At 69.6% G+C, this 22,049-nt stretch carries 26 protein-coding genes and 1 tRNA gene; 19 read left to right on the forward strand and 8 right to left on the reverse strand.

Translation table 11 applies throughout. The features are described 5' to 3' along the window. Complete coding sequence (gene dapB, locus ACOTSS_RS16555; protein WP_448689081.1) at positions 1-729, reverse strand: 4-hydroxy-tetrahydrodipicolinate reductase; 729 nt, start codon at positions 727-729, stop codon at positions 1-3. 111 nt (positions 730-840) lie between these two features. On the opposite strand from dapB, the gene ACOTSS_RS16560 reads away from it, so the two are divergent. Further along, positions 841-1,545 (forward strand): NAD-dependent deacylase, encoded by a 705-nt coding sequence (locus tag ACOTSS_RS16560; protein WP_448689082.1) that lies wholly within the window; start codon positions 841-843, stop codon positions 1,543-1,545. Positions 1,546-1,709: 164 nt separating this feature from the next. On the opposite strand, the gene tadA is transcribed toward ACOTSS_RS16560, so the two are convergent. Then, complete coding sequence (gene tadA, locus ACOTSS_RS16565) at positions 1,710-2,165, reverse strand: tRNA adenosine(34) deaminase TadA (protein WP_448689083.1); 456 nt, start codon at positions 2,163-2,165, stop codon at positions 1,710-1,712. Positions 2,166-2,304: 139 nt separating this feature from the next. On the opposite strand from tadA, the gene rpmB reads away from it, so the two are divergent. After that, positions 2,305-2,598: a 50S ribosomal protein L28 gene (rpmB, locus tag ACOTSS_RS16570; protein ID WP_095386785.1), complete on the forward strand. Its 294-nt coding sequence runs from the start codon at positions 2,305-2,307 to the stop codon at positions 2,596-2,598. Positions 2,599-2,727: 129 nt separating this feature from the next. Here the strand turns inward: rpmB and ACOTSS_RS16575 are convergent, their stop codons facing one another. Continuing rightward, a complete protein-coding gene (locus ACOTSS_RS16575; RefSeq protein WP_448689084.1) occupies positions 2,728-3,726 on the reverse strand; it encodes an esterase-like activity of phytase family protein in 999 nt (332 codons plus the stop codon). A gap of 184 nt (positions 3,727-3,910) precedes the next feature. On the opposite strand from ACOTSS_RS16575, the gene ACOTSS_RS16580 reads away from it, so the two are divergent. The 9 genes from ACOTSS_RS16580 (at position 3,911) to ACOTSS_RS16620 (ending at position 13,591) form a co-directional block, all read left to right on the forward strand. Then, complete coding sequence (locus ACOTSS_RS16580; RefSeq protein WP_448689085.1) at positions 3,911-4,318, forward strand: glycine zipper 2TM domain-containing protein; 408 nt, start codon at positions 3,911-3,913, stop codon at positions 4,316-4,318. 189 nt (positions 4,319-4,507) lie between these two features. After that, positions 4,508-5,602, forward strand: coding sequence for a Ppx/GppA phosphatase family protein (locus ACOTSS_RS16585; RefSeq protein WP_448689086.1), 1,095 nt, complete (start codon positions 4,508-4,510; stop codon positions 5,600-5,602). Then, the gene (locus ACOTSS_RS16590) at positions 5,599-6,306 is read left to right on the forward strand and encodes an RlmE family RNA methyltransferase (protein WP_448689087.1); all 708 of its coding nucleotides are present in this window, start codon (positions 5,599-5,601) and stop codon (positions 6,304-6,306) included. The genes ACOTSS_RS16585 and ACOTSS_RS16590 overlap by 4 nt, the downstream gene beginning before the upstream one ends. A gap of 64 nt (positions 6,307-6,370) precedes the next feature. Further along, on the forward strand, positions 6,371-7,840 hold the full coding sequence (locus ACOTSS_RS16595; RefSeq protein ID WP_448689088.1) for a S41 family peptidase: 1,470 nt from the start codon (positions 6,371-6,373) through the stop codon (positions 7,838-7,840). Between the two features lie 102 nt (positions 7,841-7,942). Then, positions 7,943-8,572 (forward strand): TetR/AcrR family transcriptional regulator, encoded by a 630-nt coding sequence (locus ACOTSS_RS16600; protein ID WP_448689089.1) that lies wholly within the window; start codon positions 7,943-7,945, stop codon positions 8,570-8,572. Next, complete coding sequence (locus ACOTSS_RS16605) at positions 8,565-10,244, forward strand: MFS transporter (RefSeq protein ID WP_448689090.1); 1,680 nt, start codon at positions 8,565-8,567, stop codon at positions 10,242-10,244. Before ACOTSS_RS16600 ends, ACOTSS_RS16605 begins: the two co-directional genes overlap by 8 nt. Next, entirely contained in the window at positions 10,241-11,344 is a 1,104-nt protein-coding gene (locus tag ACOTSS_RS16610; RefSeq protein ID WP_448689091.1) for an HlyD family secretion protein, read from the forward strand. The genes ACOTSS_RS16605 and ACOTSS_RS16610 overlap by 4 nt, the downstream gene beginning before the upstream one ends. Further along, positions 11,344-12,726 (forward strand): efflux transporter outer membrane subunit, encoded by a 1,383-nt coding sequence (locus ACOTSS_RS16615; protein ID WP_448689092.1) that lies wholly within the window; start codon positions 11,344-11,346, stop codon positions 12,724-12,726. Before ACOTSS_RS16610 ends, ACOTSS_RS16615 begins: the two co-directional genes overlap by 1 nt. 34 nt (positions 12,727-12,760) lie before the next feature. Continuing rightward, on the forward strand, positions 12,761-13,591 hold the full coding sequence (locus ACOTSS_RS16620; protein WP_448689093.1) for an SDR family NAD(P)-dependent oxidoreductase: 831 nt from the start codon (positions 12,761-12,763) through the stop codon (positions 13,589-13,591). Between the two features lie 29 nt (positions 13,592-13,620). On the opposite strand, the gene ACOTSS_RS16625 is transcribed toward ACOTSS_RS16620, so the two are convergent. Then, positions 13,621-13,694: transfer RNA gene (locus tag ACOTSS_RS16625), tRNA-Gln, on the reverse strand. 155 nt (positions 13,695-13,849) lie between these two features. Between ACOTSS_RS16625 and ACOTSS_RS16630 the strand changes: the two genes are divergently transcribed. The 3 genes from ACOTSS_RS16630 to ACOTSS_RS16640 all read left to right on the forward strand — a co-directional run bounded on the left by ACOTSS_RS16630 (position 13,850) and on the right by ACOTSS_RS16640 (position 16,562). Next, on the forward strand, positions 13,850-15,142 hold the full coding sequence (locus ACOTSS_RS16630; protein WP_448689094.1) for an FAD-dependent oxidoreductase: 1,293 nt from the start codon (positions 13,850-13,852) through the stop codon (positions 15,140-15,142). A gap of 123 nt (positions 15,143-15,265) precedes the next feature. Then, positions 15,266-15,694: an NAD(+)--rifampin ADP-ribosyltransferase gene (gene arr / locus ACOTSS_RS16635; protein ID WP_448689095.1), complete on the forward strand. Its 429-nt coding sequence runs from the start codon at positions 15,266-15,268 to the stop codon at positions 15,692-15,694. 52 nt (positions 15,695-15,746) lie between these two features. Further along, positions 15,747-16,562: a ThuA domain-containing protein gene (locus tag ACOTSS_RS16640; protein WP_448689096.1), complete on the forward strand. Its 816-nt coding sequence runs from the start codon at positions 15,747-15,749 to the stop codon at positions 16,560-16,562. Here the strand turns inward: ACOTSS_RS16640 and ACOTSS_RS16645 are convergent. The 3 genes from ACOTSS_RS16645 to ACOTSS_RS16655 are packed head-to-tail and all read right to left on the reverse strand — an operon-like array spanning position 16,559 to position 18,688. Then, positions 16,559-17,419: a TauD/TfdA dioxygenase family protein gene (locus tag ACOTSS_RS16645; protein WP_448689097.1), complete on the reverse strand. Its 861-nt coding sequence runs from the start codon at positions 17,417-17,419 to the stop codon at positions 16,559-16,561. The genes ACOTSS_RS16640 and ACOTSS_RS16645 overlap by 4 nt on opposite strands. Positions 17,420-17,479: 60 nt before the next feature. Continuing rightward, a complete protein-coding gene (locus ACOTSS_RS16650; RefSeq protein WP_448689098.1) occupies positions 17,480-17,764 on the reverse strand; it encodes a hypothetical protein in 285 nt (94 codons plus the stop codon). Positions 17,765-17,818: 54 nt separating this feature from the next. Beyond that, positions 17,819-18,688 carry an arylamine N-acetyltransferase family protein gene (locus ACOTSS_RS16655; RefSeq protein WP_448689099.1) on the reverse strand — a complete coding sequence of 290 codons (870 nt, stop codon included), beginning with the start codon at positions 18,686-18,688 and terminating at the stop codon, positions 17,819-17,821. A gap of 150 nt (positions 18,689-18,838) precedes the next feature. On the opposite strand from ACOTSS_RS16655, the gene ACOTSS_RS16660 reads away from it, so the two are divergent. The 4 genes from ACOTSS_RS16660 to ACOTSS_RS16675 all read left to right on the forward strand — a co-directional run bounded on the left by ACOTSS_RS16660 (position 18,839) and on the right by ACOTSS_RS16675 (position 20,801). Next, positions 18,839-19,333 (forward strand): nuclear transport factor 2 family protein, encoded by a 495-nt coding sequence (locus ACOTSS_RS16660; protein ID WP_448689100.1) that lies wholly within the window; start codon positions 18,839-18,841, stop codon positions 19,331-19,333. 107 nt (positions 19,334-19,440) lie between these two features. Beyond that, entirely contained in the window at positions 19,441-19,890 is a 450-nt protein-coding gene (locus ACOTSS_RS16665; protein ID WP_448689101.1) for a glycine zipper 2TM domain-containing protein, read from the forward strand. Between the two features lie 54 nt (positions 19,891-19,944). Then, positions 19,945-20,463, forward strand: coding sequence for a hypothetical protein (locus ACOTSS_RS16670; protein ID WP_448689102.1), 519 nt, complete (start codon positions 19,945-19,947; stop codon positions 20,461-20,463). Beyond that, positions 20,463-20,801 (forward strand): antibiotic biosynthesis monooxygenase family protein, encoded by a 339-nt coding sequence (locus ACOTSS_RS16675; protein WP_448689103.1) that lies wholly within the window; start codon positions 20,463-20,465, stop codon positions 20,799-20,801. The genes ACOTSS_RS16670 and ACOTSS_RS16675 overlap by 1 nt, the downstream gene beginning before the upstream one ends. On the opposite strand, the gene ACOTSS_RS16680 is transcribed toward ACOTSS_RS16675, so the two are convergent. Then, on the reverse strand, positions 20,795-21,343 hold the full coding sequence (locus ACOTSS_RS16680; RefSeq protein WP_448689104.1) for a hypothetical protein: 549 nt from the start codon (positions 21,341-21,343) through the stop codon (positions 20,795-20,797). The genes ACOTSS_RS16675 and ACOTSS_RS16680 overlap by 7 nt on opposite strands. A 133-nt stretch (positions 21,344-21,476) precedes the next feature. Here ACOTSS_RS16680 and ACOTSS_RS16685 point away from each other — a divergent pair, with 133 nt between their 5' ends. Next, positions 21,477-22,046, forward strand: coding sequence for a 2'-5' RNA ligase family protein (locus tag ACOTSS_RS16685; protein WP_448689105.1), 570 nt, complete (start codon positions 21,477-21,479; stop codon positions 22,044-22,046). The last annotated feature ends 3 nt before the right edge of the window (positions 22,047-22,049 follow it).

Genomic DNA, 22,049 nt, shown 5'->3' on the forward strand with positions numbered 1-22,049 from the left:
TCACGACAGCCCCAGCACCTGCGGCATGGTGTAGCGCCCCCGCTTCTGGTGGATCAGCCACAGCGCCGCTTTCACCGCGCCGCGCGCGAAGATCATGCGGTTCTCGGCACGGTGCGCGAGGGTTATCATCTCCTCGGGGCCCGCGAAGATCACGTCATGGTCGCCCGCGACGGTGCCGCCGCGCAGGCTCGCGAAGCCGATCTTGCCATGGCCGCGCGCGCCGGTGACGCCGTCGCGGCCGCGCTCGGAGCATTTGGCGAGGTCGATGCCGCGCCCCGCGGCGGCCGCCTCCCCCAGCAGCAGCGCGGTGCCGCTCGGCGCGTCGACCTTGTTTCGGTGGTGCATTTCGAGGATCTCGATATCCCATTCGGGGTCGAGCCGCGATGCCGCCTCGCGCACCAGATGCGCGAGCAGGGTGACGCCGAGCGAGGTGTTGCCGGTCTGGAGCACCGCGATGTCCTTCGCGGCATCGTCGATCAGATAATGGTGGCGCTCCTCGAGCCCGGTGGTCCCGATGACGATCGGCTTCTTCGCCGCCACGCAGGCGTCGAGCGTCGCCTCGAGCGCTTTGGGCGAGGAAAAATCGACGAGGACGTCGGCCGCCGCCGCGAGCTTCGCGACATTGCCGCCCTTGTCGACGCCGCAGCTCCGCTGCCCCGCCTCCGATATGGCGGCGGCGAGCGCGACGCCCATCCGGCCCTCGCTGCCGATGATGCCGATGCTGGTCATGACTCCGATCCCCGTTTGCCCTGAGCTTGTCGAAGGGGCGTCCTTGCGCCATCACCGCCCAAAAGGGAAGGACGGTCCTTTGAAGCTCGGAACGAATGGAGTTTAAACCTTTTGCGCGAAGTTCGGAACATCGTCGTCCTCACCGGCGCCGGGGTGTCGGCCGAAAGCGGCATCGACACCTTTCGCGACGCCGGCGGATTGTGGGAACAGCACCGCGTCGAGGATGTCGCGACCCCCGAGGCGTTCGTGCGCGATCCCGACCTCGTCCATCGCTTCTACGACGCACGGCGCGCCGCGATCCAGGAAAAGGCGCCGAACGCGGCGCACGAGGCGCTCGCGCGGCTCGACGCGGCGTGGCCGGGCGAACTGCTGATCGTCACCCAGAATGTCGACGACCTGCACGAACGCGCGGGGGCGAGGCGGCTGATCCACATGCACGGCGAGCACCTCAATGCCTGGTGCACCGCGTGCGACCGGCGAAGCGCGTGGACCGGCCCGCTGATCGACCGCCCCGGCTGCCCGGCGTGCGGCATGGCGGGCTATCTCCGCCCCGACGTGGTCTGGTTCGGCGAGATGCCGTACCGGATGGAGGATATCTATCACGCGATCAATAACGCCGACCTGTTCGTGTCGATCGGCACCTCGGGCGCGGTCTATCCCGCCGCGGGCTTCGTGCGCGAGGCGCGCGCGGCCGGGGCGCGGACATTGGAACTCAACATGGAGCCGAGCCAGGGGAGCTATTGGTTCGACGAAGCGCGCCACGGGCCCGCGACCGCGCTGGTACCGGCGTGGGTGGAGGAAATGCTGGGGATTTAAGTCTCACACAAAGACACAAAGAGGACGCTCTTCCTTCACCGTTCGTGCTGGGCGTGTCGAAGCACCGTTTTCCTTTCAACGTCGGAAGAGAGAAGGACGGCCCTTCGACAAGCTCAGGGCAAACGGAGAAAAATATCCTCTTTGTGTCTTTGTGTGAGATTTCTTCAGCGCCGCGCCGCGAAGAAATCCCTGAGCAGCGCCGCCGCTTCCCCCGCGCCGATGCCGTCGTAAATCTCCGGCCGATGGTGGATCGTGGGCTGCGCGAAGATGCGCGGGCCGTGGACGACCGCACCGCCCTTCGGGTCATCGGCGGCATAGTAGAGCCGCGCGATGCGGGCGTGGGCGATCGCCCCTGCACACATCGCGCAAGGCTCCAGCGTGACATAGAGGTCGCAGCCGTCGAGTCGTTCGTTCCCAATCTTCGCCGCCGCCGCGCGAATCGCGACGATTTCGGCGTGGGCGGTCGGGTCGTGCGATTCGCGGGGGCGGTTGTGGCCTTCGGCGATAATCGCACCGTCCTTGACGACCACCGCGCCAACGGGCACTTCACCCCATTCCGCCGCAATCCGCGCGAGATCGAGCGCGCGGCGCATGGGTTCGGGAAGCGGGAAGCGGGACATTCCCCACCGCTAATCCCTTGACGAATCCCCGGCAAGCCGATAAGCGCGCGCCTTTCCCGGCTCACCCGGTCCTGCCCTTCCCCGTTTTTCGGGAAGCGCCCGGACGCCGACCCGAAATTTTTTGACGAGGAAGAGCATCATGTCGCGCATTTGCGAACTGACCGGCAAGGGCCGCCAGATTGGCCACAATGTCAGCCACGCCAACAACAAGACCAAGCGCACCTTCCTGCCCAACCTGCAGAATGTGACGTTGCTTTCGGACGCGCTGGGCCGCGGCGTGAAGCTGCGCGTGTCGACCCACGGCCTGCGCTCGGTCGAGCACAACGGCGGCCTCGACAACTGGCTGCTGAAGGCCGGCGACGAGCAGCTTTCGGCCAACGCCCGCAAGGTGAAGAAGGAAGTCGCGAAGAAGCTGGCCGAAAAGGCCGCCTGAGCGCTTTATCTGGTGCGGTTCCGGCCCGCTCCCCCACCCAACCTCCCATAGGCTACCATGTCGGGAGGTTGGGTGGGGGAGCGGGCCGGAACCGTTTTAGGGTATTAAAAGCGCAATCAGGCCGCCGGATTACCACGCGGCCTTTTTGCTGTCCGGCGCGCGCGGCGGCAGGCCGACGAGTTCGAACTGCAGGAGCAGACTGCGCTGCCAGCTGTTGAAATTGTCGTCGGACACCAGCCAGAGCCGGATGCGCCCGTCGCGGGCCTCGATCGCGGCGCCCTCGAAATTGTCGGCAAGCGGCTTTGGCACCCGCCCGATCGTGCGCGAGCGCACGACCTTGTCCGGGCCGATGTCGGCCGGGTCGAGAAGGCCGAGGATCGTCGTGAACACGGGATCGAAGCCGAGCCGCCTGTGGACGAGCAGGATGCGGCCGTCGGGAAGCGCGGCGGCATCGCTGACCGCCCCCTTGTCTTCCGCGTCGTAGAAGAAGCGGAGCGGCGGCGGACCCGGCAGCGCCGGATCGCCCGCGAAGACGAGCGCCTCCGACCCGCGCGGATCATCGCCGGGCGCCTCGCAGAACAGGACCGTCCGCCCGTCGGCGAGGCGGACCAACGATTCGGGACCCGAGTAAGCCGACCAGCGCCGCATCGCCGCCGGAGCGTGCCGCGCCTCGATGCGCGTCAGCCCGGGATCGAAGCGCCAGATCTGGTTCGTGCCCTCGAACGCGACCCAGCTTTTCCCGCTCGTCGGGTCATAGGCCATCGCTTCGGCGTCGATCATCGATTTGCGGCGCAGCCGCCCGTCGGGGGTGGGCAAGGCACCGATGTGGAAAGCCGCGACCCCGCCGTCGGGGCGCAGTATGAGCCGCGTCCAATAGCCGTTGTCGCCGACGAACTGGAATCGGCCGGACGCCGTCACCGCGACCGCCGACAACCCGCCGAAGCGGCTGTGCGGACTGGTGAGATGCCAGCCGCGCACGAAGCGGAGCATCCCCGACGCCTGCGCCGTGAAGGCGATCGGGCGCGCCAATATCTCCTGCCGATAGTCGTTGACCGGAAAGCGCATCGCCGTGCCCGGCACCGGGCCCAGGGTCAGGAAGATCAGGGCGGCGGGGAGCAGGCGGCGCATCCGCGCGGGGGTAGAGGGGTCGGGCGCGAAAGGAAAGGGCACCCCCGAAACTGAACGTCAGGCAACCGAAGCTGAACGAACGCCGACAGCGATGTTCAGGCCTTGCTCAAAGCGAATCGGGCAGAACGGCCTCATCGATCCACCGCCCCCAGGAAGGGCCCAACGACGAAGAAGGAGAAAGACGATGAAAAAGATGATGACGCTCTCCATCGCCGCCCTGATGTCGACCGCGACGCTGGGCATGGCGACTCCCGCCGCAGCGCAGACCGGCTATTACGACCGCGACGGCTATTCGAGCTATCATGCCGGCTACGACCGCAACGACCGCCGTTATGACCGTCGCAGCGACCGTTATGACCGTCGTTACGATCGCCGCAGCGACCGCCGCTATTACAACAATCGCTATGATCGCCGCAATTATCGCCAGTGCGACAACGGCACCGGCGGCACGATCATCGGCGCGGTGGCGGGCGGTCTCGCCGGCCATGAAATCGCCGGCCGCGGCGACCGCACGGTCGGCACGATCATCGGCGGCGCGATCGGCGCCCTCGCCGGCCGCGCCATCGACAAGGGGAATGACGGCTGCCGTTAAGGCCTGACCCGACCCCCAAGAAATTACTCCGTCCCTGCCCTCCGCCCGCCTTTGCGCGGCGGGGGGTTTTCTTTGCGCGCCCAGCCTACCAGCGATGCACCTTGCCATCACCGCCGGCCCCGCCTAGTCTTGCCCCCAAGTGCACGCCCGCGACCATGCGGGCGCGTGAGCAGACAGGTCAAAATAGCCATGCGGCAAATGGCAGCGCCAACAGGGCGACCGCCGCGGCCCCAGGCAGCGGTGGCGAAGGACAGGAAGACGGGTGCCCCCGGGCTCCGCCCCGCAGCATTCACGCGACCCAAAAGCTATGCCGCGATCGATCTCGGCACCAATAATTGCCGCCTGCTGATCGCACGGCCGCAGGATGGCGAGCTCGTCGTCATCGACGCCTTTTCGCGCATCGTCCGGCTCGGCGAAGGGCTGCACGGCAGCGGGCGGATCAGCGAGGCAGCGATCGATCGTGCGGTGGGCGCGCTCGCCATCTGCGCCGACAAGCTGCGCCGCCGCCACGTCGCGCTGTCGCGCGCCGTCGCGACCGAGGCGTGCCGCCGCGCTGCCAATTGCGACGAACTCGCCGACCGGGTGCGGCGCGAGACCGGCATCGTGCTCGACGTGATCACCGCCGCTGAGGAGGCACGACTCGCGGCGCTCGGCTGTCACAATCTGATGGAGCCCGGCGACGGCCCCGCGCTGATTTTCGACATCGGCGGCGGGTCGACCGAATTGATGCACGTCGAATCCGACGGCCAGGACATTGCGATCCGCGACTGGATCAGCGTCCCGTGGGGCGTCGTGTCGCTGACCGAGCATGTCCCGCCCGCCGAGGACAGCCTCGAGGCCCGCCAAGCGGGCTATGCCCAGATGCGCGCGGTGACGCGCGATGCCTTCGCCGCCTTCGCCGAACGCGCGACGCGCTTCGCCGGCCAGCCGCTGCGCCTGCTCGGCACCAGCGGCACGGTGACGACGCTCGCCAGCGTCTTCCTCGACCTGCCGCGCTACGACCGGCGCGCGGTCGACGGGCTGGTCGTCCCCGCCGACGAGATGCGCGCAATCAGCCGCCGCCTCGCCGAAGCGAGCATCGTCGACCGCGCCGAGATCGGCTGCATCGGGCGCGAGCGCGCCGACCTGGTCGTCGCAGGCTGCGCGATCCTCGAAAGCATCATCGACCTGTGGCCCGCAGCGCGCGTCGGCGTCGCCGACCGCGGCATCCGCGAGGGCATATTGCGCACGCTGGCGGTGCAGGGCCGGACCGTGCCGGTCACCCGCCGCGAGTATCGCAAATGAGCCGAAAGGGGGGCAGTGGGGGCGGAAGCGGACGCGGCGGCCTGCACGAGCGGGTAAAGACCGCGCGGCGGCGCACCGCTTCATCGACGCGCTGGCTGCAGCGGCAGCTGAACGACCCCTATGTCCGCCGCGCGCAGGCCGAGGGTTATCGCTCGCGCGCCGCCTACAAGCTGATCGAGCTCGACGAGAAATTCGGCTTCCTCAAGAAGGCGCGCGCCGTCGTCGACCTCGGCATCACCCCCGGCGGCTGGTCGCAGGTGGTGCGCAAGTCGAACCCGCGCGCGAGGGTGGCGGGGATCGATCTCCTCGCTTGCGAGCCGATCGAAGGGGTCGCAATCCTCGAGATGGATTTCATGGACGATGCGGCGCCCGACGCGCTTATCGACGCGCTCGGCAGCGCGCCCGACCTCGTGATTTCGGACATGGCGGCCAACACCGTCGGCCATCCGCAGACCGACCATCTGCGCACGATCGGGCTTGCCGAGACCGCCGCCGATTTCGCGGTGCAGACGCTGCTGCCGGGCGGCGCCTTCGTCGCCAAGGTCTTCGCAGGCGGCGCCGACCGCGAGCTGCTGACATTGCTCAAGCGCCATTTCGCGACGGTCAAGCACGCCAAGCCGCCCGCGAGCCGCAAGGGATCGCCCGAACTCTATGTCATCGCGCAGGGCTTCAAGGGGCGCAGCGACGCGGCGGAGGACGGCTGACGCACGGAAATCGGGACCGTCTGCCCGAGGAGGGGCCGCGGGACCGGAAATGGGGAGAGAGAGAATGATCGGGTCCGGAAAGTCGGTAGCGGCCGTGACGATCGCGGCGCTGATGCTGGCATCGTGCGGCGGCGGAGGCGGCGGGGGCGGCAGCGCGCCGCCGGTCACCGTCACCCCGACACCCTCGCCGACTCCCACTCCGACCCCGACCGCGGGCTGCAGCCTGTCGTCGCGCCAGGCCTTCGCCAAGTCGGTGATCGGCGAATGGTATCTGTTCCCCAGCGACGTCGCCACGAACGTCAACCCCGCAAGCTATGGCGACGTCCAGACCTATATCGACGCGCTGCTCGCCCCGGCGCGCGCGCAGGGCAAGGACCGCTATTTCACCTACATCACCTCGATCGCCGAGGAGGATGCCTATTATGCGAGCGGGTCGAGCGCCGGTTTCGGCGTCCGCCTCGCCTACAACCCCTTCACCCAGCGCATCGTCATCGCCGAAGCCTATGAGGGCGCGCCGGCGCTGGCAGCGGGAATCGACCGCGGCACCGAGATCTCGGCGATCGGGACGAGCAGCAGCAATCTGCGCAGCACGTCGAGCATCGTCGCGGCGGAAGGCACCGCGGGGCTGATCAACGCGCTCGGCCCCGATCAGGCCGGGGTGACGCGCGTACTGCGGATCACCAACGCGGCGGGAACGCGCGACGTCACGGTGACCAAGGCCGAGTATGACATCGACCCGGTTTCCGACCGCTATGGCGCGAAGATCATCACCGAGGGCGGGCATCGCTACGGCTATGTCAACCTGCGCACCTTCATCACCTCGGCGAACCCGCAGCTTCGCGCCGCCTTCCAGAATTTCCGCGACCAGGGGGTGACCGACGTCATCATCGACCTGCGCTACAACGGCGGCGGGCTCGTCTCGGTCGCCGAGCTGTTCGGCGACCTGCTGGGCCGCAATCGGAGCACGAGCGACCTGTTCGACGAGATCAAGTTCCGGCCCGAGAAGGCGGCGGCGGAGAATAGCCAGCATTTCTTCACCGCGCAGCCCGAAGCGATCGCTCCGACGCGGCTCGCCTTCATCGGCACCAATTCGACCGCGTCGGCGAGCGAGCTGGTGATCAACGGCATGCTGCCGTACCTCGGCACCAACATGACGCTGGTCGGCGACAATACCTATGGCAAGCCGGTGGGCCAGATCGCGCTCGACAAAGCCGAGTGCGACGACCGGATGCGCGTGATCGCCTTCGCGCTGACCAACGCCGACGGCCAGGGCGATTATTACAACGGCCTCGCGTCGAAGATCCCCAACAGCTGCGCTGCCGACGACGACCTCGGCTTCCCGCTCGGCGACCCGCGCGAGGCGTCGGTGCGCGCCGCGATCGATTTCCTGTCGGGTCAGTCCTGCACGACGCGCATCGCCGACACCCGATCGGCCTCGGCGAGCCGCATGACGGGCAGCCCGGCGCCGGGGCCCGAGATGCTGGTCCCCGCCAAACCAACCACCGCCCAGCGCGAACTGCCGGGCCTGTTCTGACGCGCCGACCGGAGGCAGGCGCCGTTTTATTCATCACCTGTTGAAATATTTGTGCAGTGCAATATATCCGCAACGGGGCTCCGGCCCCGACGGAGACGATTCATGGCCGAACCCCCACGCCGCGGGCGCCGCCGGGCGAACAACAATGCGACGGAAAAGAGCATCGGCGAAGCCGCGCTGCGCCGCTTCGCCGATGCGGGGTTCGACGGCGCCAGCCTGCGCGACATCGCGGCCGAGGCCGGAGTCGACGTCGCGCTCGTCTCCTACAGATTCGGGTCGAAACTCGACTTGTGGAAGGCTATCGTCGAACGCGTCGGAGCGACAATGGTCGAGCGGCTGCGGGGCGTTGCGCGAACGGAGACGACGGATGCCGGATCAGCCCTGGCCGCCGCGATGAACGCCTTCATCGACATCAATTGCGACGACGACGCGATCCCGCGCGTCCTGCTCCGCGACGCGAGCCACGACCCCGTGCGCGCCGCGTGGGTGTTCGATCATGTCTCGCGCCCCGTGCTCGACGAGTTCCTGCCGCTGATCGAGCGGGCGATGGCCAGCGGCGCGGTGACCGCGCCGATCCCCGCGCTGTTCTTCCTCAACTTCGCCTATGGGATCGCGGGCCACGTCATCCGCCGCGCGACTCTCGCCCGCCTCGCGCCCGAGCTTGCGGACGAAGCCGCGTTCCGCGCCGCGCTCCGCACCACCCTGGTCGAACCGCATTTCCGCCATGGCTGACCCCGCCGCCCCGAACCCCACCGGCGGCTATGTATTCAAGCCGCACGAACGCCCCTTCATGCCGGGATCGCCCGCCTCGCCCGACCATCCGGTGCGGCGCAAAGCCTTTTATTTCCTGATCGGCCTCTATCTCGCGATCGTCGGCGGGTTCCAGAACGGCTTGCTGATCGCCAATCTGACCGCGATGCAGGGGCATCTCGACCTCACCCCGGTCGACGCAGGCTGGGTGACGGTCGCCTATAACATGACCAACGCGTGCATGAGCATCCTGCTCTACAAGTCGCGCCAGCAGTTCGGCATCCAGCGCTTCGTGCGCGCGATGATGCTCGCGCTGCTGCTCGCCAACTTCCTGCAATTGTTCGACGCCGGCTACCGGATGGAGCTGGTCGCGCGCGGTGTGTCGGGGATCGCGGCGAGCGGGCTCACCACGCTCGCGGCCTTCTATCTGATGCAGGGGCTGACGCAGGAAAAGCGCATCGCGGGTTTCCTGCTCGCGATCGGGCTGACCCAGGTCGCGGTGCCGCTGGCGCGCACGATCTCGCCGCTGCTGCTCGCCGATGGCGACATCTATAATCTGTTCGTGCTGCAGTTCGCGCTGTCGCTCGTCGCGGTCGGGCTGGTCAACATCCTCCACCTGCCGCCCGGCGACACGATCCGCTCGTTCGAAAAGCTCGACCTTCTGACCTTCCCCCTGCTCGCGGGCGGGGTCGGCCTGCTCTGCGCCTTCCTCGTCCAGGGGCGCATCCAATGGTGGTCGACGCCGTGGCTCGGCGGCGCGCTCGCGGCGTCGGTGGTGCTGATCGGCGCCGCCTTCCTGATCGAGCACAACCGCGCCAACCCGATGCTGCAGACGCGCTGGATGGGGAGCCGCGACCTCGTCAAATTCGCGCTCACCGGCGCGCTCGTCCGCGTGCTGACGTCGGAGCAGAATTTCGGCGCGACCGGCCTGCTCGCCTCGATCGGCCTGGTGAACGACCAGCTCGTCACCTATTATGCGGTGCTGACTGTCGCGACGCTGTTCGGCGCGCTCCTCGCCATCGTCCGCCTCGACCCCACCGACCTGCGGCGCCCGACGCTGGTGTCGCTTGGCGTCATCGCCGTCGGCGCCTTCCTCGACACCCATTCGGGGCTGCGCACCGGGCCAATGAACCTCTATGTCTCGCAGGCCATGATCGCTTTCGCCGCGGTCTATTTCATGGGCCCGATGCTGATGGAGGGGCTGCTGCGCGCGATGACCAAGGGGCCGTCCTATCTGGTCAGCTTCGTCGGCGTGTTCAGCCTGTCGCAGACGCTCGGCGGGCTCGCGGGGGTCGCGGCGCTCTCCGCCTTTCACACGCTGCGCGCCAAATCGCATCTGATGACGCTCGGCGGCAGCATTTCGGCCGCCGACCCCGATGTCGCGCAGGGCCTGTCGCGGCTCGCCGCGGCGCAGGCGGGGACGATCGCCGACCCCGCGCTGCGCAGCGCGACCGCCGGGGCGCGGGTCGTGCGCGAGGCGGCGCGCGAGGCGGCGATCCTCGCCTATAACGACGTGTTCTTCGTCATCGGATCACTGGCGGCGCTCGCCTTCGCCGTCATGCTCGCGCGCTGGCTCTACGACCGCCGGCGCGGGCACAATCCGCTCGCCGCCGAACTCGAAGCACTCCAGAAGATGAGGGCTGCAAAGCAATGACCAAAGAAACGAAGACCGAAGCCCAGACCGACCACCCCCCCGCCGATACCGACGAAGGGTGGAAGCCGCCGCGTTCGCGCCCGCGCATCCTCTTCTTCGGCAGCCTGATCCTGATCGGCGCGCTCGCCATTCTCTACGCCTGGGGCCTGCCGCCCTTCCGCCCCGCGAGCCAGACCACCGACAACGCCTATGTGCGCGGCCAGACGACGATCATCGCGCCGCAGGTCGGCGGCTATGTGACCGAGGTGCTGGTGCAGGATTTCGAGCGGGTGAAGGCTGGGCAATTGCTCGTCCGCATCGACGACCGCATCTATCGCCAGCGCGTCGCGCAGGGAACCGCGTCGATCGCCGCACAGGCCGCGAGCCTCGACAATAGCGCGCAGAGCCTGCGCTCGGCCGAGGCGCAGGTGCAGGCGCAGGACGCCGCGATCGTCAGCGCGAAGGCGCAGCTCGCGCGAGCGCAGGCCGACATGCGGCGCGTCAATGAGCTGGTCGACGCGGGGTCGGTGTCGCTGCGCGAGCGCGACCAGACGCTCGCCGCGCTCCGTCAGGCCGAGGCGGCGGTGCGCCAGACCGAGGCGCAGCGCGCGATCGCAGCGCAGCAGGTCCGCTCGGTCAGGGTCGGGCGCAGCGGGCTCGAGGCCGGAGTCGCCAATGCGAAGGCGCAGCGCGGGCTCGCGGACATCGACCTGGAAAACACCGTCATCCGCGCGCCGCGCGACGGGCGGCTGAGCGAGGTGACGGTGCGCGTCGGCCAGCTCGTCAGCCCCGGGACCCAGCTCATGTATCTCGTCCCCCAGCGCCACTGGGTCGTCGCCAATTTCAAGGAAGCGCAGACCGCGAACATCCGCATCGGTCAACCCGCGACCCTGCGCGTCGACGCGCTCGGCGGCGCGAAGCTCAAGGGGCATGTCGAAAGCGTCGCGCCCGCGGCGGGCAGCGAATTCAGCGTGATCAAGCCCGACACCGGGTCGGGCAATTTCGTGAAGGTGCCGCAGCGCATCGCGGTGCGCATCCGCATCGATGCCGGGCAAAAGCTCGCCGAGCGGCTCGGCCCCGGCATGTCGGTGGTCGCGACCGTGCATACCGGGGCGGAGTGATGAGGCGCTCGCTCGCCCGCGCCGCCCTCGCGCTGCCGCTGCTGCTCGCCGCCTGCGCGCCGCCGATCGCCCCGCGTCCCGCGGCGAGCGCCATCGCGCCACCCGCCGACTGGCGCACCGCCCTGCCCGCGAGCGGCGAGATCGACCGGACATGGTGGACGCGCTTCGGCGATGCCCGGCTCGCCGCGCTGGTCGAACAGGCGCGCGCGAACAATGCCGACCTCGCGATCGCCACCGCGCGCGTCGCCGAGGCGCGCGCGCAGGAGCGGGTGGCGCGCTCGCTGCTCCTCCCGTCGTTCAGCGTCGGCGGCCCGGCGGCCGAGCAGCGCGCGCTCAACGCCTTCGGCACCGCGACGACGAGCAGCGTCGCGCAGCCCGCCTTCCAGGCCTCCTACGAGCTCGACCTGTTCGGCCGCAATGCCGCGCAGGCCGATGCCGCGCATGCCAACGCCGCGGCGGTCGCGGCGGCGCGTGAGGCGGCGGCGCTGTCGGTGAGCGCCGCGACCGCGAGCGGCTATATCACGCTCCTCGCACTCGACGCGCGGCGCGATCTGCTCGAACAGACGCTGGCGTCGCGCGGCGAGGCGCTGCGCATTGCGCGCGACCGCGCCGAGGCGGGTTATACGTCCGAGCTCGAACTGCGCCAGGCCGAGGCCGAATATCGCGCCACCGAGCAGCAGATCCCGGCGATCGAGGCCGCGATCGCGCGGCAGGAAAATGCGCTGTCGGTGCTCGTCGGCGACACGCCGCGGGTCGTGGAGCGCGGCGCGGGCTTCGACGCGCTGGCGACTCCCGCGGTACCCGCCGGGCTGCCCTCCGACCTCGTCCGGCGGCGCCCCGACATCGCGCAGGCCGAATATGCGCTCGCCGCGACCGATGCCAATCTGCGCGCGGCGCGCGCGCAGTTCCTGCCGCAGATCCGGCTGTCGGCGTCGGCGGGAGCGGTGGTCTCGTCGGCGCTGTCCGATCCGGTCGGCATCTGGTCGATCGGCGGCAGCATCCTCGCGCCCTTGTTCCAGGGCGGGCGGCTGCACGGCCAGTTCGACGCCGCGACCGCGCAGCGCGACCAGGCCGCCTTCGCCTATCGCCGCACCGTGCTCACCGCCTTTCGCGAGGTCGAGGACCAGCTCGCGGTGATCGACCGGCTCGGCGCGCAGGAACAGGCGCTGCTCGCTCAGCGTAGCGCGGTCGCCGACGCGCTGCGCCACGCGACCAACCGCTATCGCGCGGGCTATTCGCCCTATCTCGAACAGATCGACGCGCAGCGCGCTTTGCTGTCGGTCGACCTCGCGCTGATCCAGCTTCACGCCGACCGGCTGACCGCCTATGTCGCGCTCTATCAGGCGCTGGGCGGCGGCCCGCGCATGGAGACGCAACCGTGATTCCCCACCCCCGATTCCCAAGGAGAAATCAGCAGTGACCAACGTCTTCGCCAAGGATGCGGTCGCCGTCATCACCGGTGCCGCGAGCGGAATCGGGGCGGCGGCGGCGCGCAGGTTCGCGGACGCCGGCATGAAGCTCATGCTCTTCGACCGCGACGCCGACGGGCTTCGCGCCCTGACCGATTCGCTGGAGGCCGATGTGCGGACGTTCGCCGGCGACGTCGCCAGCATGGCCGACGTCGAGCGGTTGCGCGACGCGGCGTTCGACGCCTTCGGCCGGGTCGACCTGCTGATGAACAACGCCGCGATCGGCGGGCGCGGCGACGAGAGTTGGCGGGGGATCGACGACTGGCGGCGCATCATCGACATCAACCTGTGGGGCGTCATCAACGGCGTTCACGCCTTCGTGCCCCGGATGATCGCGCAGGCGCGCCCCGCGGCCATCGTCAACACGGGTTCCAAGCAGGGGATCACCAATCCGCCGGGCCACCCGGCCTATGCCGTCGCAAAAGCCGGCGTCCGCACCCTCACCGAACAGCTCGCCCATGCGCTGAGGGAGGAGCCCGGATCGCAGGTCAGCGCGCATCTGCTCGTTCCCGGCTGGACCTTCACCGGCATGACGGCGGGCGCGGCGACCGAAAAACCCGAAGGCGCGTGGAGCGCCGAACAGGTTATCGACCTGATGATCGAACGCGTCATCGCGGGCGACTTCTACATCCTCTGCCCCGACAATGCGGTCTCCCCCGCGCTCGACGCCGCCCGCATCCGCTGGAGCGCCGAGGATCTCGCGCAGAACCGCCCCGCGCTGTCGCGCTGGCACGCGGACTGGAAGGATCGTTTCGAAGACTTCGTCTCGAACGCGTAGCGGCGCCCAGAGCGACAGGAGATGGAGGGTGGATGCCCCGCGAGGATTCGAACCTCGATAGACGGAATCAGAATCCGTAGTCTTACCATTAGACGACGGGGCAATGAGGCGGGCGCAATATGATTGCGCGGCGCGCCTGTCAAGGCCGCTGCGCCTTCGTGCACAAGCCCGCTTGCCCTCGCGCATTTCGCCGCTAGCATCGGTGGCAATGAAGAGGGGGACGGCAGTTCGCGCCGGACACCCCGAAGGAGTGGGCTGATGCGTCATGTCGCGATCGTCGGGTCGGGCCCGGCGGGTTATTATACCGCCGAAACCCTGCAGAAGGCCGACGACATCGCGATCGACGTCATCGATCGCCTGCCCGTTCCCTATGGCCTGATCCGTACCGGCGTCGCCCCCGACCACCAGTCGATCAAGGCGGTGTCGCGCCGTTACGAGGGCGTCGCGCTCACCGACAATGTCCGCTTCGTCGGCCACGTCTCGGTCGGCAGCGACGTGACGATCGACGAGTTGACCCAGCTCTACGACGCGGTCGTGCTCGCGACCGGCGCCCCGAACGACCGGCCGCTCGACATTCCCGGCGCCGACCTCAAGGGCGTGATCGGCAGCGCCGCCTTCGTCGGCTGGTACAACGGCCATCCCGATTTCGCCGACTTGGATCCCCCGCTTGATGCCCCCGGCGTCGCGGTGATCGGCAACGGCAATGTCGCGCTCGACGTCGCGCGCATCCTCGCCAAGACGCCGGGCGAGTTCGCAGGCAGCGACATCGTCGCCCACGCGCGCGACGCGCTGGCACAGAGCGGGGTGCGCCACATCCACATCCTCGGCCGCCGTGGCCCGCACCAGATCGCGATGACGCCGAAGGAGCTCGGCGAGCTGGGCCACCTCGAGCGCGCGAGCCCGCGCGTCGACCCCGCCGACATGCCGCCCGAGGGCGACGACGCGATGCTCGAGCCCGGGATGCGCAAATCGGTGACGCACCTGAGGAGCTTCGCCGCCAATCCGGTCGCCAAGCCGGTGACGATCGACTTCGACTTCTTCGCCATGCCGGTGGCGATCGAGGGGAACGGCCGCGTGAGCCGCGTCATCGTCGAAAAGACCGAGCTCGACACCGAGCTGCGCAGCCACGGCACCGGCGAGACCTATGCGGTCGAGGCGGGGCTGGTGGTGAGCTGTATCGGCTATCAGACCCCGCCGATTCCCGGCGTCCCCTACGAGCATGGCCGCGGCCGCTTCGCGAGCGACGAGGGCCGGATTCTCCCCGGCCTCTATGCCGTCGGCTGGGCGCGGCGCGGGCCGTCGGGGACGATCGGCACCAACAAGCCCGACGGCGCGCGCATCGCCGAAATGCTGCTCGAGGATATCGGCCACGGCGCCGGCAAGGCGGGGCGCGCCGGGCTCGACGCGCTGCTCGCGAGCCGCGACCTCACCCCGGTGACCTTCCGCGACTGGCGCCGCATCGAGGAGGCCGAGGTTCAGGCGGCGATCGCGGGCGCCCCGCGCGAGAAATTCACCAGCGTCGACGCGATGCTCGCCGCGATCGGGCGTTGACGCGGGGCGCCGCCGGGCCTTGGCGCGCCGCGCTGGCTGCTCGCGCTCGCCGAACGCGTCGCCATGAAGCACCAGCGCCCGACGCGACATTGTTGCGCCAGCCGAATCGAGAGGATCGTTCCCATGACCGACGCCACCGCCCCCGCCGGCCCCGATGCCGGCGCGACCTTCTACCACGGCACCCGCGCCGACCTGTCCGTCGGCGACCTGCTCGCCGCGGGTTGGACGAGCAATTTCGCCGACGGCACGCCGCTGTCGTGGATCTATTTCTCCGCCGCGCTCGAATCCGCCGTCTGGGGCTGCGAACTGGCGCAGGGCGATGGCCGCGAGCGCATCTATATCGTTCGGCCGACCGGCGACTGGTTCGACGACCCCAATCTCACCGACAAGAAATTCCCCGGCAATCCGACGCGCAGCTATCGCAGCCGGTCGCCGCTACGCATCGTCGGCGAGGTCGAAAGCTGGACCCCGCACGCGCCCGACGTGCTCGCGGCGATGAAGGCGAACCTCGCCCGGCTGCAGGCCGAGGGGAAGGCGGAGATCATCGACTGACCGCCTTCCGTCATCCCGGCGCGCTGAGTAAGGATCAATCGAGGAGGATGCCATGATCGCCGCCAAACTCGCCGCGGCCCTGCTGCTCGCGCTGCAGGCCGCACCCGCCGCCCCCGACCCGCACCGCCCGGCGCCGACGCTCGACACGGTGCCGCCCGAGCTGCCCGCGCTCGCGCATCCCGCGGTGCTGATCGTCAGCAAGACCAACGGCTATCGCCACGACAGCATCGCCGAGGCGGTGCCCGCGATCGAGCGCCTCGTGACGGCGCGCGGCTGGAGCAGCTTCGCGACCGAGAATGCCGCGGTGTTCAACCCCGAACAGCTCGCGAAGTTCGACGTCATCGTCTTCGCCAATGCGAGCGGCGACATCTACACCCCCGATCAGCGCGCCGCCTTTCGGGCGTGGGCCGCGAAGGGCGGCGGCTTCGTCGGGCTGCACAGCGCGGGCGACGGCAGCCACCCCGGCTGGTTCGTGGCGCTGCGCGGAAACGGCAACTTCGTCGGCCATCCGGGCGGCGCCGACCAGTTCCAGAGCGCCGACATCCTCGTCGCCGACCGCGGCCATCCCGCGACACGCGGTCTCCCCGCGCGCTGGCGCTGGACCGACGAATATTACAGCTGGGACGCCCCGCCCGCCGCCGGCGCACATATCCTCGCCCGGCTCGACGAGAGCGGCATGCGCCTCGAGCCCAGGCTGCGGATGGGCGCGGATCACGCGCTGATCTGGTGGCGCTGCGAAGGCCGCGCGCGCATCTTCTTCTCGGCGCTCGGCCACCAGGCGGCGGCGTGGAGCGACCCCGCGCATCTGAAGCTGGTCGACGGCGCGATCGGCTGGGCGGCGCGGCAGGAGGGGAGGGGCTGCGACTAGCCCCGCTCGTCCTTGTAGAAGGGCCGGTCGCCCGCGATCGTCACGCGTTCCATCCGGCGCACCGCGGGGAAATAGTCCGACGCCGCATAATGCTGCGCGGCGCGATTGTCCCAGAAGGCGATCGAACCCGCCGCCCAGCGGAAGCGGCACTGGATCTCGGGCACCGCGGCCTGCGCGTAGAGATGCGCGAGCAACGCGGCGCTCTCCTTCTCGGACAGCCCCTCGATATGGCTGGTGAAGGCGGTGTTGACATAGAGCGCCTGCTCGCCGGTTTCGGGGTGGGTGCGCACCACCGGGTGGGTCTGCGGCGGGTAGCGGTCGTGGAGCTCCTTCGGATCCTTGCCGAGCCGCCGGGCGAAGACGCGCGCGATGTCGTGCACCGCGGTCAGACCGCGGCACCATTGCTGCATCGCCGGCGACAGGCCGCGGAACGCCGCGCCCATGTCGGCGAACAGTGTGTCGCCGCCGACCGGCGGCACCTCGACCGCGCGCAGGATCGACCCCAGCGAGGGTTCGGGCCGCCAGGTCACGTCCGAATGCCAGGCATTCTCCTGCCCCCTGGAATCGGGGCCGTGCGCGATGTGGAGCACCTCGGGATCGGGCTGGTCCTTCGGCGTCGCGGGGTGGATTTCCAGCTCGCCGAAACGGCGCGCGAAGGCGATATGCTGCGCGGGGGTGAGGAACTGGTCGCGAAAGAAGATCACCTTGTGCGCCAGCAAGGCGGCGCGAATCTCGGCGATCACCGCGTCATCCTGCTCCTCGCGCAGGTCGACCCCCGCGATCTCGGCGCCAATCGCCGGGGTCAGCGGCGCGACCTGTAGCCGGGTGAAGGCCTCCCGCGAAGGGGCAATCGTCATGGCGTCCCTCTCCTTCCGGTATCGAAGCCATTAGGGGCGCCGCGGCGCGCCGAGTCAAGCTCAGCGCCGTTTCGGCTTCGCCTTCGCCGCGCGGGCGCGCTCGGCGACCTCGGCGCGATAGCTGTCGCACGCGCCGCCCTTCGGCCATTTGCCGCAATAGTCGCGCCAGAAGGCGAGCTGCTCGTCGGTCATGCGAGTCGATTTGGCGGGCTTCTCGCCGATCTTGCGCGTCTCGCCCAAAACCGAGTCCGACAGCGCGGTATCGACCGTATATTGCGCCGCGGCGGGCACCGCGACGCCAGCCGCCATCACCGCGGCAACACCGAGCCAAAGCCTGTTCGTCATCCTATCGTCTCCCGCTGGATATCCCGAACAACCCCGCCGAAGTCGCGAAGGTTCCTATCCCTCGATCTCGGCGGTCGCCGCGCGCTCGATCGCGGCGCGCCAGTGCGGGCGCACCGGCAGGCCGAACAGCTCGGCGAGCGCCGCCTCGATCGCGTCGGCGGTCAGATAGCGGCGCTCGGTGGAGCCGTCCGCGCGGCGGATCGTCAGCCGGTTGTCGCGCAGCGCATAGCGCGCCGCGGGGGTCGTCCGCGCCGCGATCAGCTGATGGCGGAAATGCGAATCGGGATGGGTCGACGTGTACCAGTTGGCGACGGTGTAATCGATCGCAGGAGGCACGGCGTCGTCGATCACATAGACGGGCCGCCACTCGCCCTCGACCGCGATCCGCACGCTCCACCGGTCGCCGCGCCGCACGACGCGATATGTCTCGTGCGCGGTCGGCTGCGGCGCCTCGCTGTCCATCGCGAGCGGCGCGGGCGGCACCGCCGACCCGAAACCGACGTCGGCGAGCCACGGCCGCCCCTCGATGCGCACCCGCAGCACCATGTGGCTGCGCGGCGTCGGCGGCGCGCCCGGCGGCCGCATCCAGCGCACCCGGCCGAGCAGCCCCTCGGCGTCGAAGCCGACCGCGCGCAGCACGCGCAGGAACAGGCCGTTCTGTTCGAAGCAATATCCGCCGCGCCCGGCATCGACCAGCTTCGCCTCGATCGCGGCGGGGTCGATGTCGACCCCGCCTTCGACCAGCGCGTCGAACGCCTCGAACGGGATCGCCGCGATATGTGCCGCCTGCAGCGCGCGCAGCACCTCGAGCGTCGCCTCCACGGGGCCCGCATAGCCGATCCGCGCCAGATAGCGCGGCAGGAAGGGATCGGGATCGGGCGTCGGAATGGCGTCGCACTCGGTCGGCAGGGGGCGGTACAGCATGGGCGAAGCTCCGTCTCGCGAATCACTGCCCGCGCTTATGAAAGCTCAACGGGGGTTGAGGTCAAGCGCCGGACCGCGAGGGCCGATTGCGGCGCGCCGCGGTCCTGCTATGACCCGGGGGCGGCGGGGGCCAAAGCGGGAGGAACGCATATGGTCAGGCTCTGGACACGCGGGTCCGCGGCGGGAACGCTGGGCGCGATGGCGCTGGCGCTTTCGGCGTGCGGCGCGGCAACGCGCGATCCGGCGGGCGCGGCGAGCGTCGCCGATCTTACCGCCTTCGCCGATGCCTTCGACGCGGCGCAGATCGCCAAGGACGGCGCGAAGCTCGACACGATGGTCGCCGACGACCTCGTCTATATCGACGGCAGCGGCAAGCGGCAGGGCAAACGGGACTTCATCGCCGGCTGGACCGGGGCGGACGACAGCTACGATCCCGTCCGGCTCTCCGACCGGGTGATCACCGCGCTCGGGAGCGACGCCGGACTCGCCAGCGCCGAGGCGATATTGTCGGGCCGCTCGGCCGGTCAGCCCTTCCGCGTCCGCCTGCGCTACACCGACGTCTTCCGCCGCCGTGCCGGCGGCTGGCAGGCCGTGCACATCCAGGTCACTCGCATCCCGATCCCGCAGGGCGCCGCGACCGACTGAGTCCGCGGCGCGGAACTCCCGGCCGACTGGGGGGTCTATTCATCAGGTCCATTGCCGGCTTGCCCCGCCCGAGCGTCGCACACGCCGGCCAAGTCAGGAGACCTTCGATGAAAATGCTCCCCCTCCTCCCGCTCGCGGCCGCGACCGCGCTCGCCGGCGGCTGCGCTTCGACCGGCGGCTACGGCTATGACGATGGCGGCTACGGCTATTACGACAGCGCTTATCACGACCGCTACGGCCGCTACGACTACAACAACCCCGACCCGCGCTACGGCGGCTATTATGCCGACAATTACTACCGGGGCGACCGACGCTACCGCGAGCGCCGGCTGAACCGCGACGACCGCGTCTATCGCGGACGCAACGGCAAATATTACTGCCGCCGCTCCGACGGCACGACCGGGCTCATCGTCGGCGGCATCGCCGGCGGAGCCCTCGGCAACGTCATCGCCCCGGGCGATTCGAAGACGCTGGGCACCGTGCTCGGCGCGATCGGCGGCGCGGTCGCGGGACGCGCGATCGACCGGGGCGGCGACGACGACGTCCGCTGCCGCTGAGGCTTCCGGCGGCCGGCCGGCCATGGCATAAGCCTTTTCCGAAGGGAGACCGCCATGACCGACCGCCGCCTGTCCACCCTCGCCGCGCTTGCCGCGCTGACGCTCGCCGGCTGCGGCCCGAGCGCGAAGACCGCCGACGCGTCGGAAACACCCGATGCTCGACCCGCGACAGACGCCTCCGCCCCGGCAGCCGCACCGAAGGCCGACACCGGCCTTGCCGCCTATGTCGGCCACTATCCGTTCGACACGGTGAACGGGGTCGCGTGGAACGACCATCCCGTGGTGAAGGCGGGCATCGCCAGGACCGTCACGAACGCCGACGTGCGCAGGACGATCGAGACGCTCGCCGGCCCCGCGGCGCCGATCGAGACCTATGAGGGCAAGGTCGCGGCCTGGGCGTGCGAGGCGCATAATTGCGGCCCGCACCAATGGTCGGTGCTTATCGACCCCGCGACCGGCGCGACCGACGTCTGCTATTATGACGAGGGCGTCGACCGCGACCGGTCGCACTGGTTCCTCGCCGCGGGGACCGAGGAATGGCGCGACGGCAACTGCCAGCTCGGGCAGGATTGATGTTCGTCGCCGCCTATTGGTGGAAGGTGCACCCGGGCAAGGAAGAGCAGTTCCGCGCCGCCTGGCGCCGCGGCACCGAGCTGATCCGCGCGAAATACGGCTCGCTCGGCTCGCGCCTCCACCGCGAGGACGGCCCCGTGGACACGGCGCGCTTCATCGGCATCGCCGAATGGCCCGACCGCGCGACCTGGCAGGCGGCGTTCGATGCGAAGATGGTCTATGACGAGCCCGCGACGCGCGCCGCCTTCGTCGATGCGATCGCCGACGCGGGCGACGCGCCGCTGCTGCTCCTCGAGGTCACCGACGATCTGACCGATCCCGCGGCCGGCGATCAATAGATCGCGCGCTCGCGCCGCAGCGCCGCCTTGCCGTCCTTCCAGTCGATCTCGGCGGCGGGCTCGTCGGGCCTGCCCGCCGCGAACAGCTCATAGATCACCGTACCGTCCTCCTGCGTGCTTTCGATCACGCGCACCGGCTCGAACGCGTCGGGCGCGGCCTTGGCAGCGGCGATCACCGCCGGCGGAGCCTCGGCCCAGGCGATGTCGCGCTGCACCTCGACGACGGTGAAGCGCCCCTTCTCTTCCAGCAGGTCGAGCTCGACCTCGCTGCCGTCGGGGCGCGTGCCCTCGACATCGTAGAAGATCATTCCGTCGCGTTGCTTGCGCTCGGCCCCCGCGATCGTCAGGCCGGGCACGCGCGCCAGCGCCGCCTCGCGCACCCCCGCGGGCAGATCCGCCGCCGCGACGGTCTCGATTTTCGCCGCGGACCCCGCGGGCAACACCGCCTTCGCGGCTCCATCGTCCGCCTTGGGCTGGTCGGACGGCGCGCCACACGCCGCCGTCAGTAGGATCACCAGCATCGCTGCCATTCGCCTGCGCATCGTCGATCTCCCGCTCAGAGGTAACCGATGTCATCTTAAGCGAAGCCTGACCGCGAGTCCAATTTCCACCCCGATTCGACTCTTGCATCTGATAAGAACATAATGGGAACATATTCTCGATTCGGAGGAAAGCATGTCGCCCGCCTTCCGTTATTTCCTGGGCTTCCGCCCCGATCCCCCGCTCCGGGCAAGCCTCGCCGCGCTTCAGCCGCGCGCCGGCCAGCACGAGCGCCGCGTCGCGCCACCGCGCCTCCATCTCACGCTCTGCACGATCGCCGAGACCACGACCTCCGACGCCGCGCTTGTCGCGCGCACCGCCGCCGCGCTCGCGGGCGGCCTTCCGGAAGCGCCGCCGATCCGCCTCGGCCGGGTGCATGCGCGCACGAAGGGAGCGGAAGTCGTCACGCGCGGCAGTCGCCGCGAGGTTTGCGCCTTCTACGATGCCGTCGCCGCGCGGCTCAGGCCGCACGGCATCGACCCGCTGCATCGCAAGGCCGGGCTGCGCCCGCATGTGACGCTCGGCTATGACGCCTGCGACTTCGCGCCCTTCGACATGGCCGCCTGGTGGCTCCCCGACGAACTGCTGCTCATCGAAAGCCATGTTGGCCGGGGCATCCATGCGGTGCTGCTGCGCCTGCCGCTCGCGCCTCCGGCGCAGGCGAGCTTCGCCTTCGACGAACCCCCGCTGCGCCTCGCGGCCTAGATC

Source organism: Sphingopyxis sp. NJF-3, assembly GCF_053514865.1.

Coding starts and splice junctions, on each gene's coding strand:
- dapB (WP_448689081.1), bottom strand. CDS start 729: ATGACCAGCATCGGCATCATCGGCAGCGAGGGCCGGATGGGCGTCGCG.
- tadA (WP_448689083.1), bottom strand. CDS start 2,165: ATGTCCCGCTTCCCGCTTCCCGAACCCATGCGCCGCGCGCTCGATCTC.
- rpmB (WP_095386785.1), top strand. CDS start 2,305: ATGTCGCGCATTTGCGAACTGACCGGCAAGGGCCGCCAGATTGGCCAC.
- ACOTSS_RS16575 (WP_448689084.1), bottom strand. CDS start 3,726: ATGCGCCGCCTGCTCCCCGCCGCCCTGATCTTCCTGACCCTGGGCCCG.
- ACOTSS_RS16580 (WP_448689085.1), top strand. CDS start 3,911: ATGAAAAAGATGATGACGCTCTCCATCGCCGCCCTGATGTCGACCGCG.
- ACOTSS_RS16585 (WP_448689086.1), top strand. CDS start 4,508: ATGCGGCAAATGGCAGCGCCAACAGGGCGACCGCCGCGGCCCCAGGCA.
- ACOTSS_RS16590 (WP_448689087.1), top strand. CDS start 5,599: ATGAGCCGAAAGGGGGGCAGTGGGGGCGGAAGCGGACGCGGCGGCCTG.
- ACOTSS_RS16595 (WP_448689088.1), top strand. CDS start 6,371: ATGATCGGGTCCGGAAAGTCGGTAGCGGCCGTGACGATCGCGGCGCTG.
- ACOTSS_RS16600 (WP_448689089.1), top strand. CDS start 7,943: ATGGCCGAACCCCCACGCCGCGGGCGCCGCCGGGCGAACAACAATGCG.
- ACOTSS_RS16605 (WP_448689090.1), top strand. CDS start 8,565: ATGGCTGACCCCGCCGCCCCGAACCCCACCGGCGGCTATGTATTCAAG.
- ACOTSS_RS16610 (WP_448689091.1), top strand. CDS start 10,241: ATGACCAAAGAAACGAAGACCGAAGCCCAGACCGACCACCCCCCCGCC.
- ACOTSS_RS16615 (WP_448689092.1), top strand. CDS start 11,344: ATGAGGCGCTCGCTCGCCCGCGCCGCCCTCGCGCTGCCGCTGCTGCTC.
- ACOTSS_RS16630 (WP_448689094.1), top strand. CDS start 13,850: ATGCGTCATGTCGCGATCGTCGGGTCGGGCCCGGCGGGTTATTATACC.
- arr (WP_448689095.1), top strand. CDS start 15,266: ATGACCGACGCCACCGCCCCCGCCGGCCCCGATGCCGGCGCGACCTTC.
- ACOTSS_RS16640 (WP_448689096.1), top strand. CDS start 15,747: ATGATCGCCGCCAAACTCGCCGCGGCCCTGCTGCTCGCGCTGCAGGCC.
- ACOTSS_RS16645 (WP_448689097.1), bottom strand. CDS start 17,419: ATGACGATTGCCCCTTCGCGGGAGGCCTTCACCCGGCTACAGGTCGCG.
- ACOTSS_RS16650 (WP_448689098.1), bottom strand. CDS start 17,764: ATGACGAACAGGCTTTGGCTCGGTGTTGCCGCGGTGATGGCGGCTGGC.
- ACOTSS_RS16655 (WP_448689099.1), bottom strand. CDS start 18,688: ATGCTGTACCGCCCCCTGCCGACCGAGTGCGACGCCATTCCGACGCCC.
- ACOTSS_RS16660 (WP_448689100.1), top strand. CDS start 18,839: ATGGTCAGGCTCTGGACACGCGGGTCCGCGGCGGGAACGCTGGGCGCG.
- ACOTSS_RS16665 (WP_448689101.1), top strand. CDS start 19,441: ATGAAAATGCTCCCCCTCCTCCCGCTCGCGGCCGCGACCGCGCTCGCC.
- ACOTSS_RS16670 (WP_448689102.1), top strand. CDS start 19,945: ATGACCGACCGCCGCCTGTCCACCCTCGCCGCGCTTGCCGCGCTGACG.
- ACOTSS_RS16675 (WP_448689103.1), top strand. CDS start 20,463: ATGTTCGTCGCCGCCTATTGGTGGAAGGTGCACCCGGGCAAGGAAGAG.
- ACOTSS_RS16680 (WP_448689104.1), bottom strand. CDS start 21,343: ATGCGCAGGCGAATGGCAGCGATGCTGGTGATCCTACTGACGGCGGCG.
- ACOTSS_RS16685 (WP_448689105.1), top strand. CDS start 21,477: ATGTCGCCCGCCTTCCGTTATTTCCTGGGCTTCCGCCCCGATCCCCCG.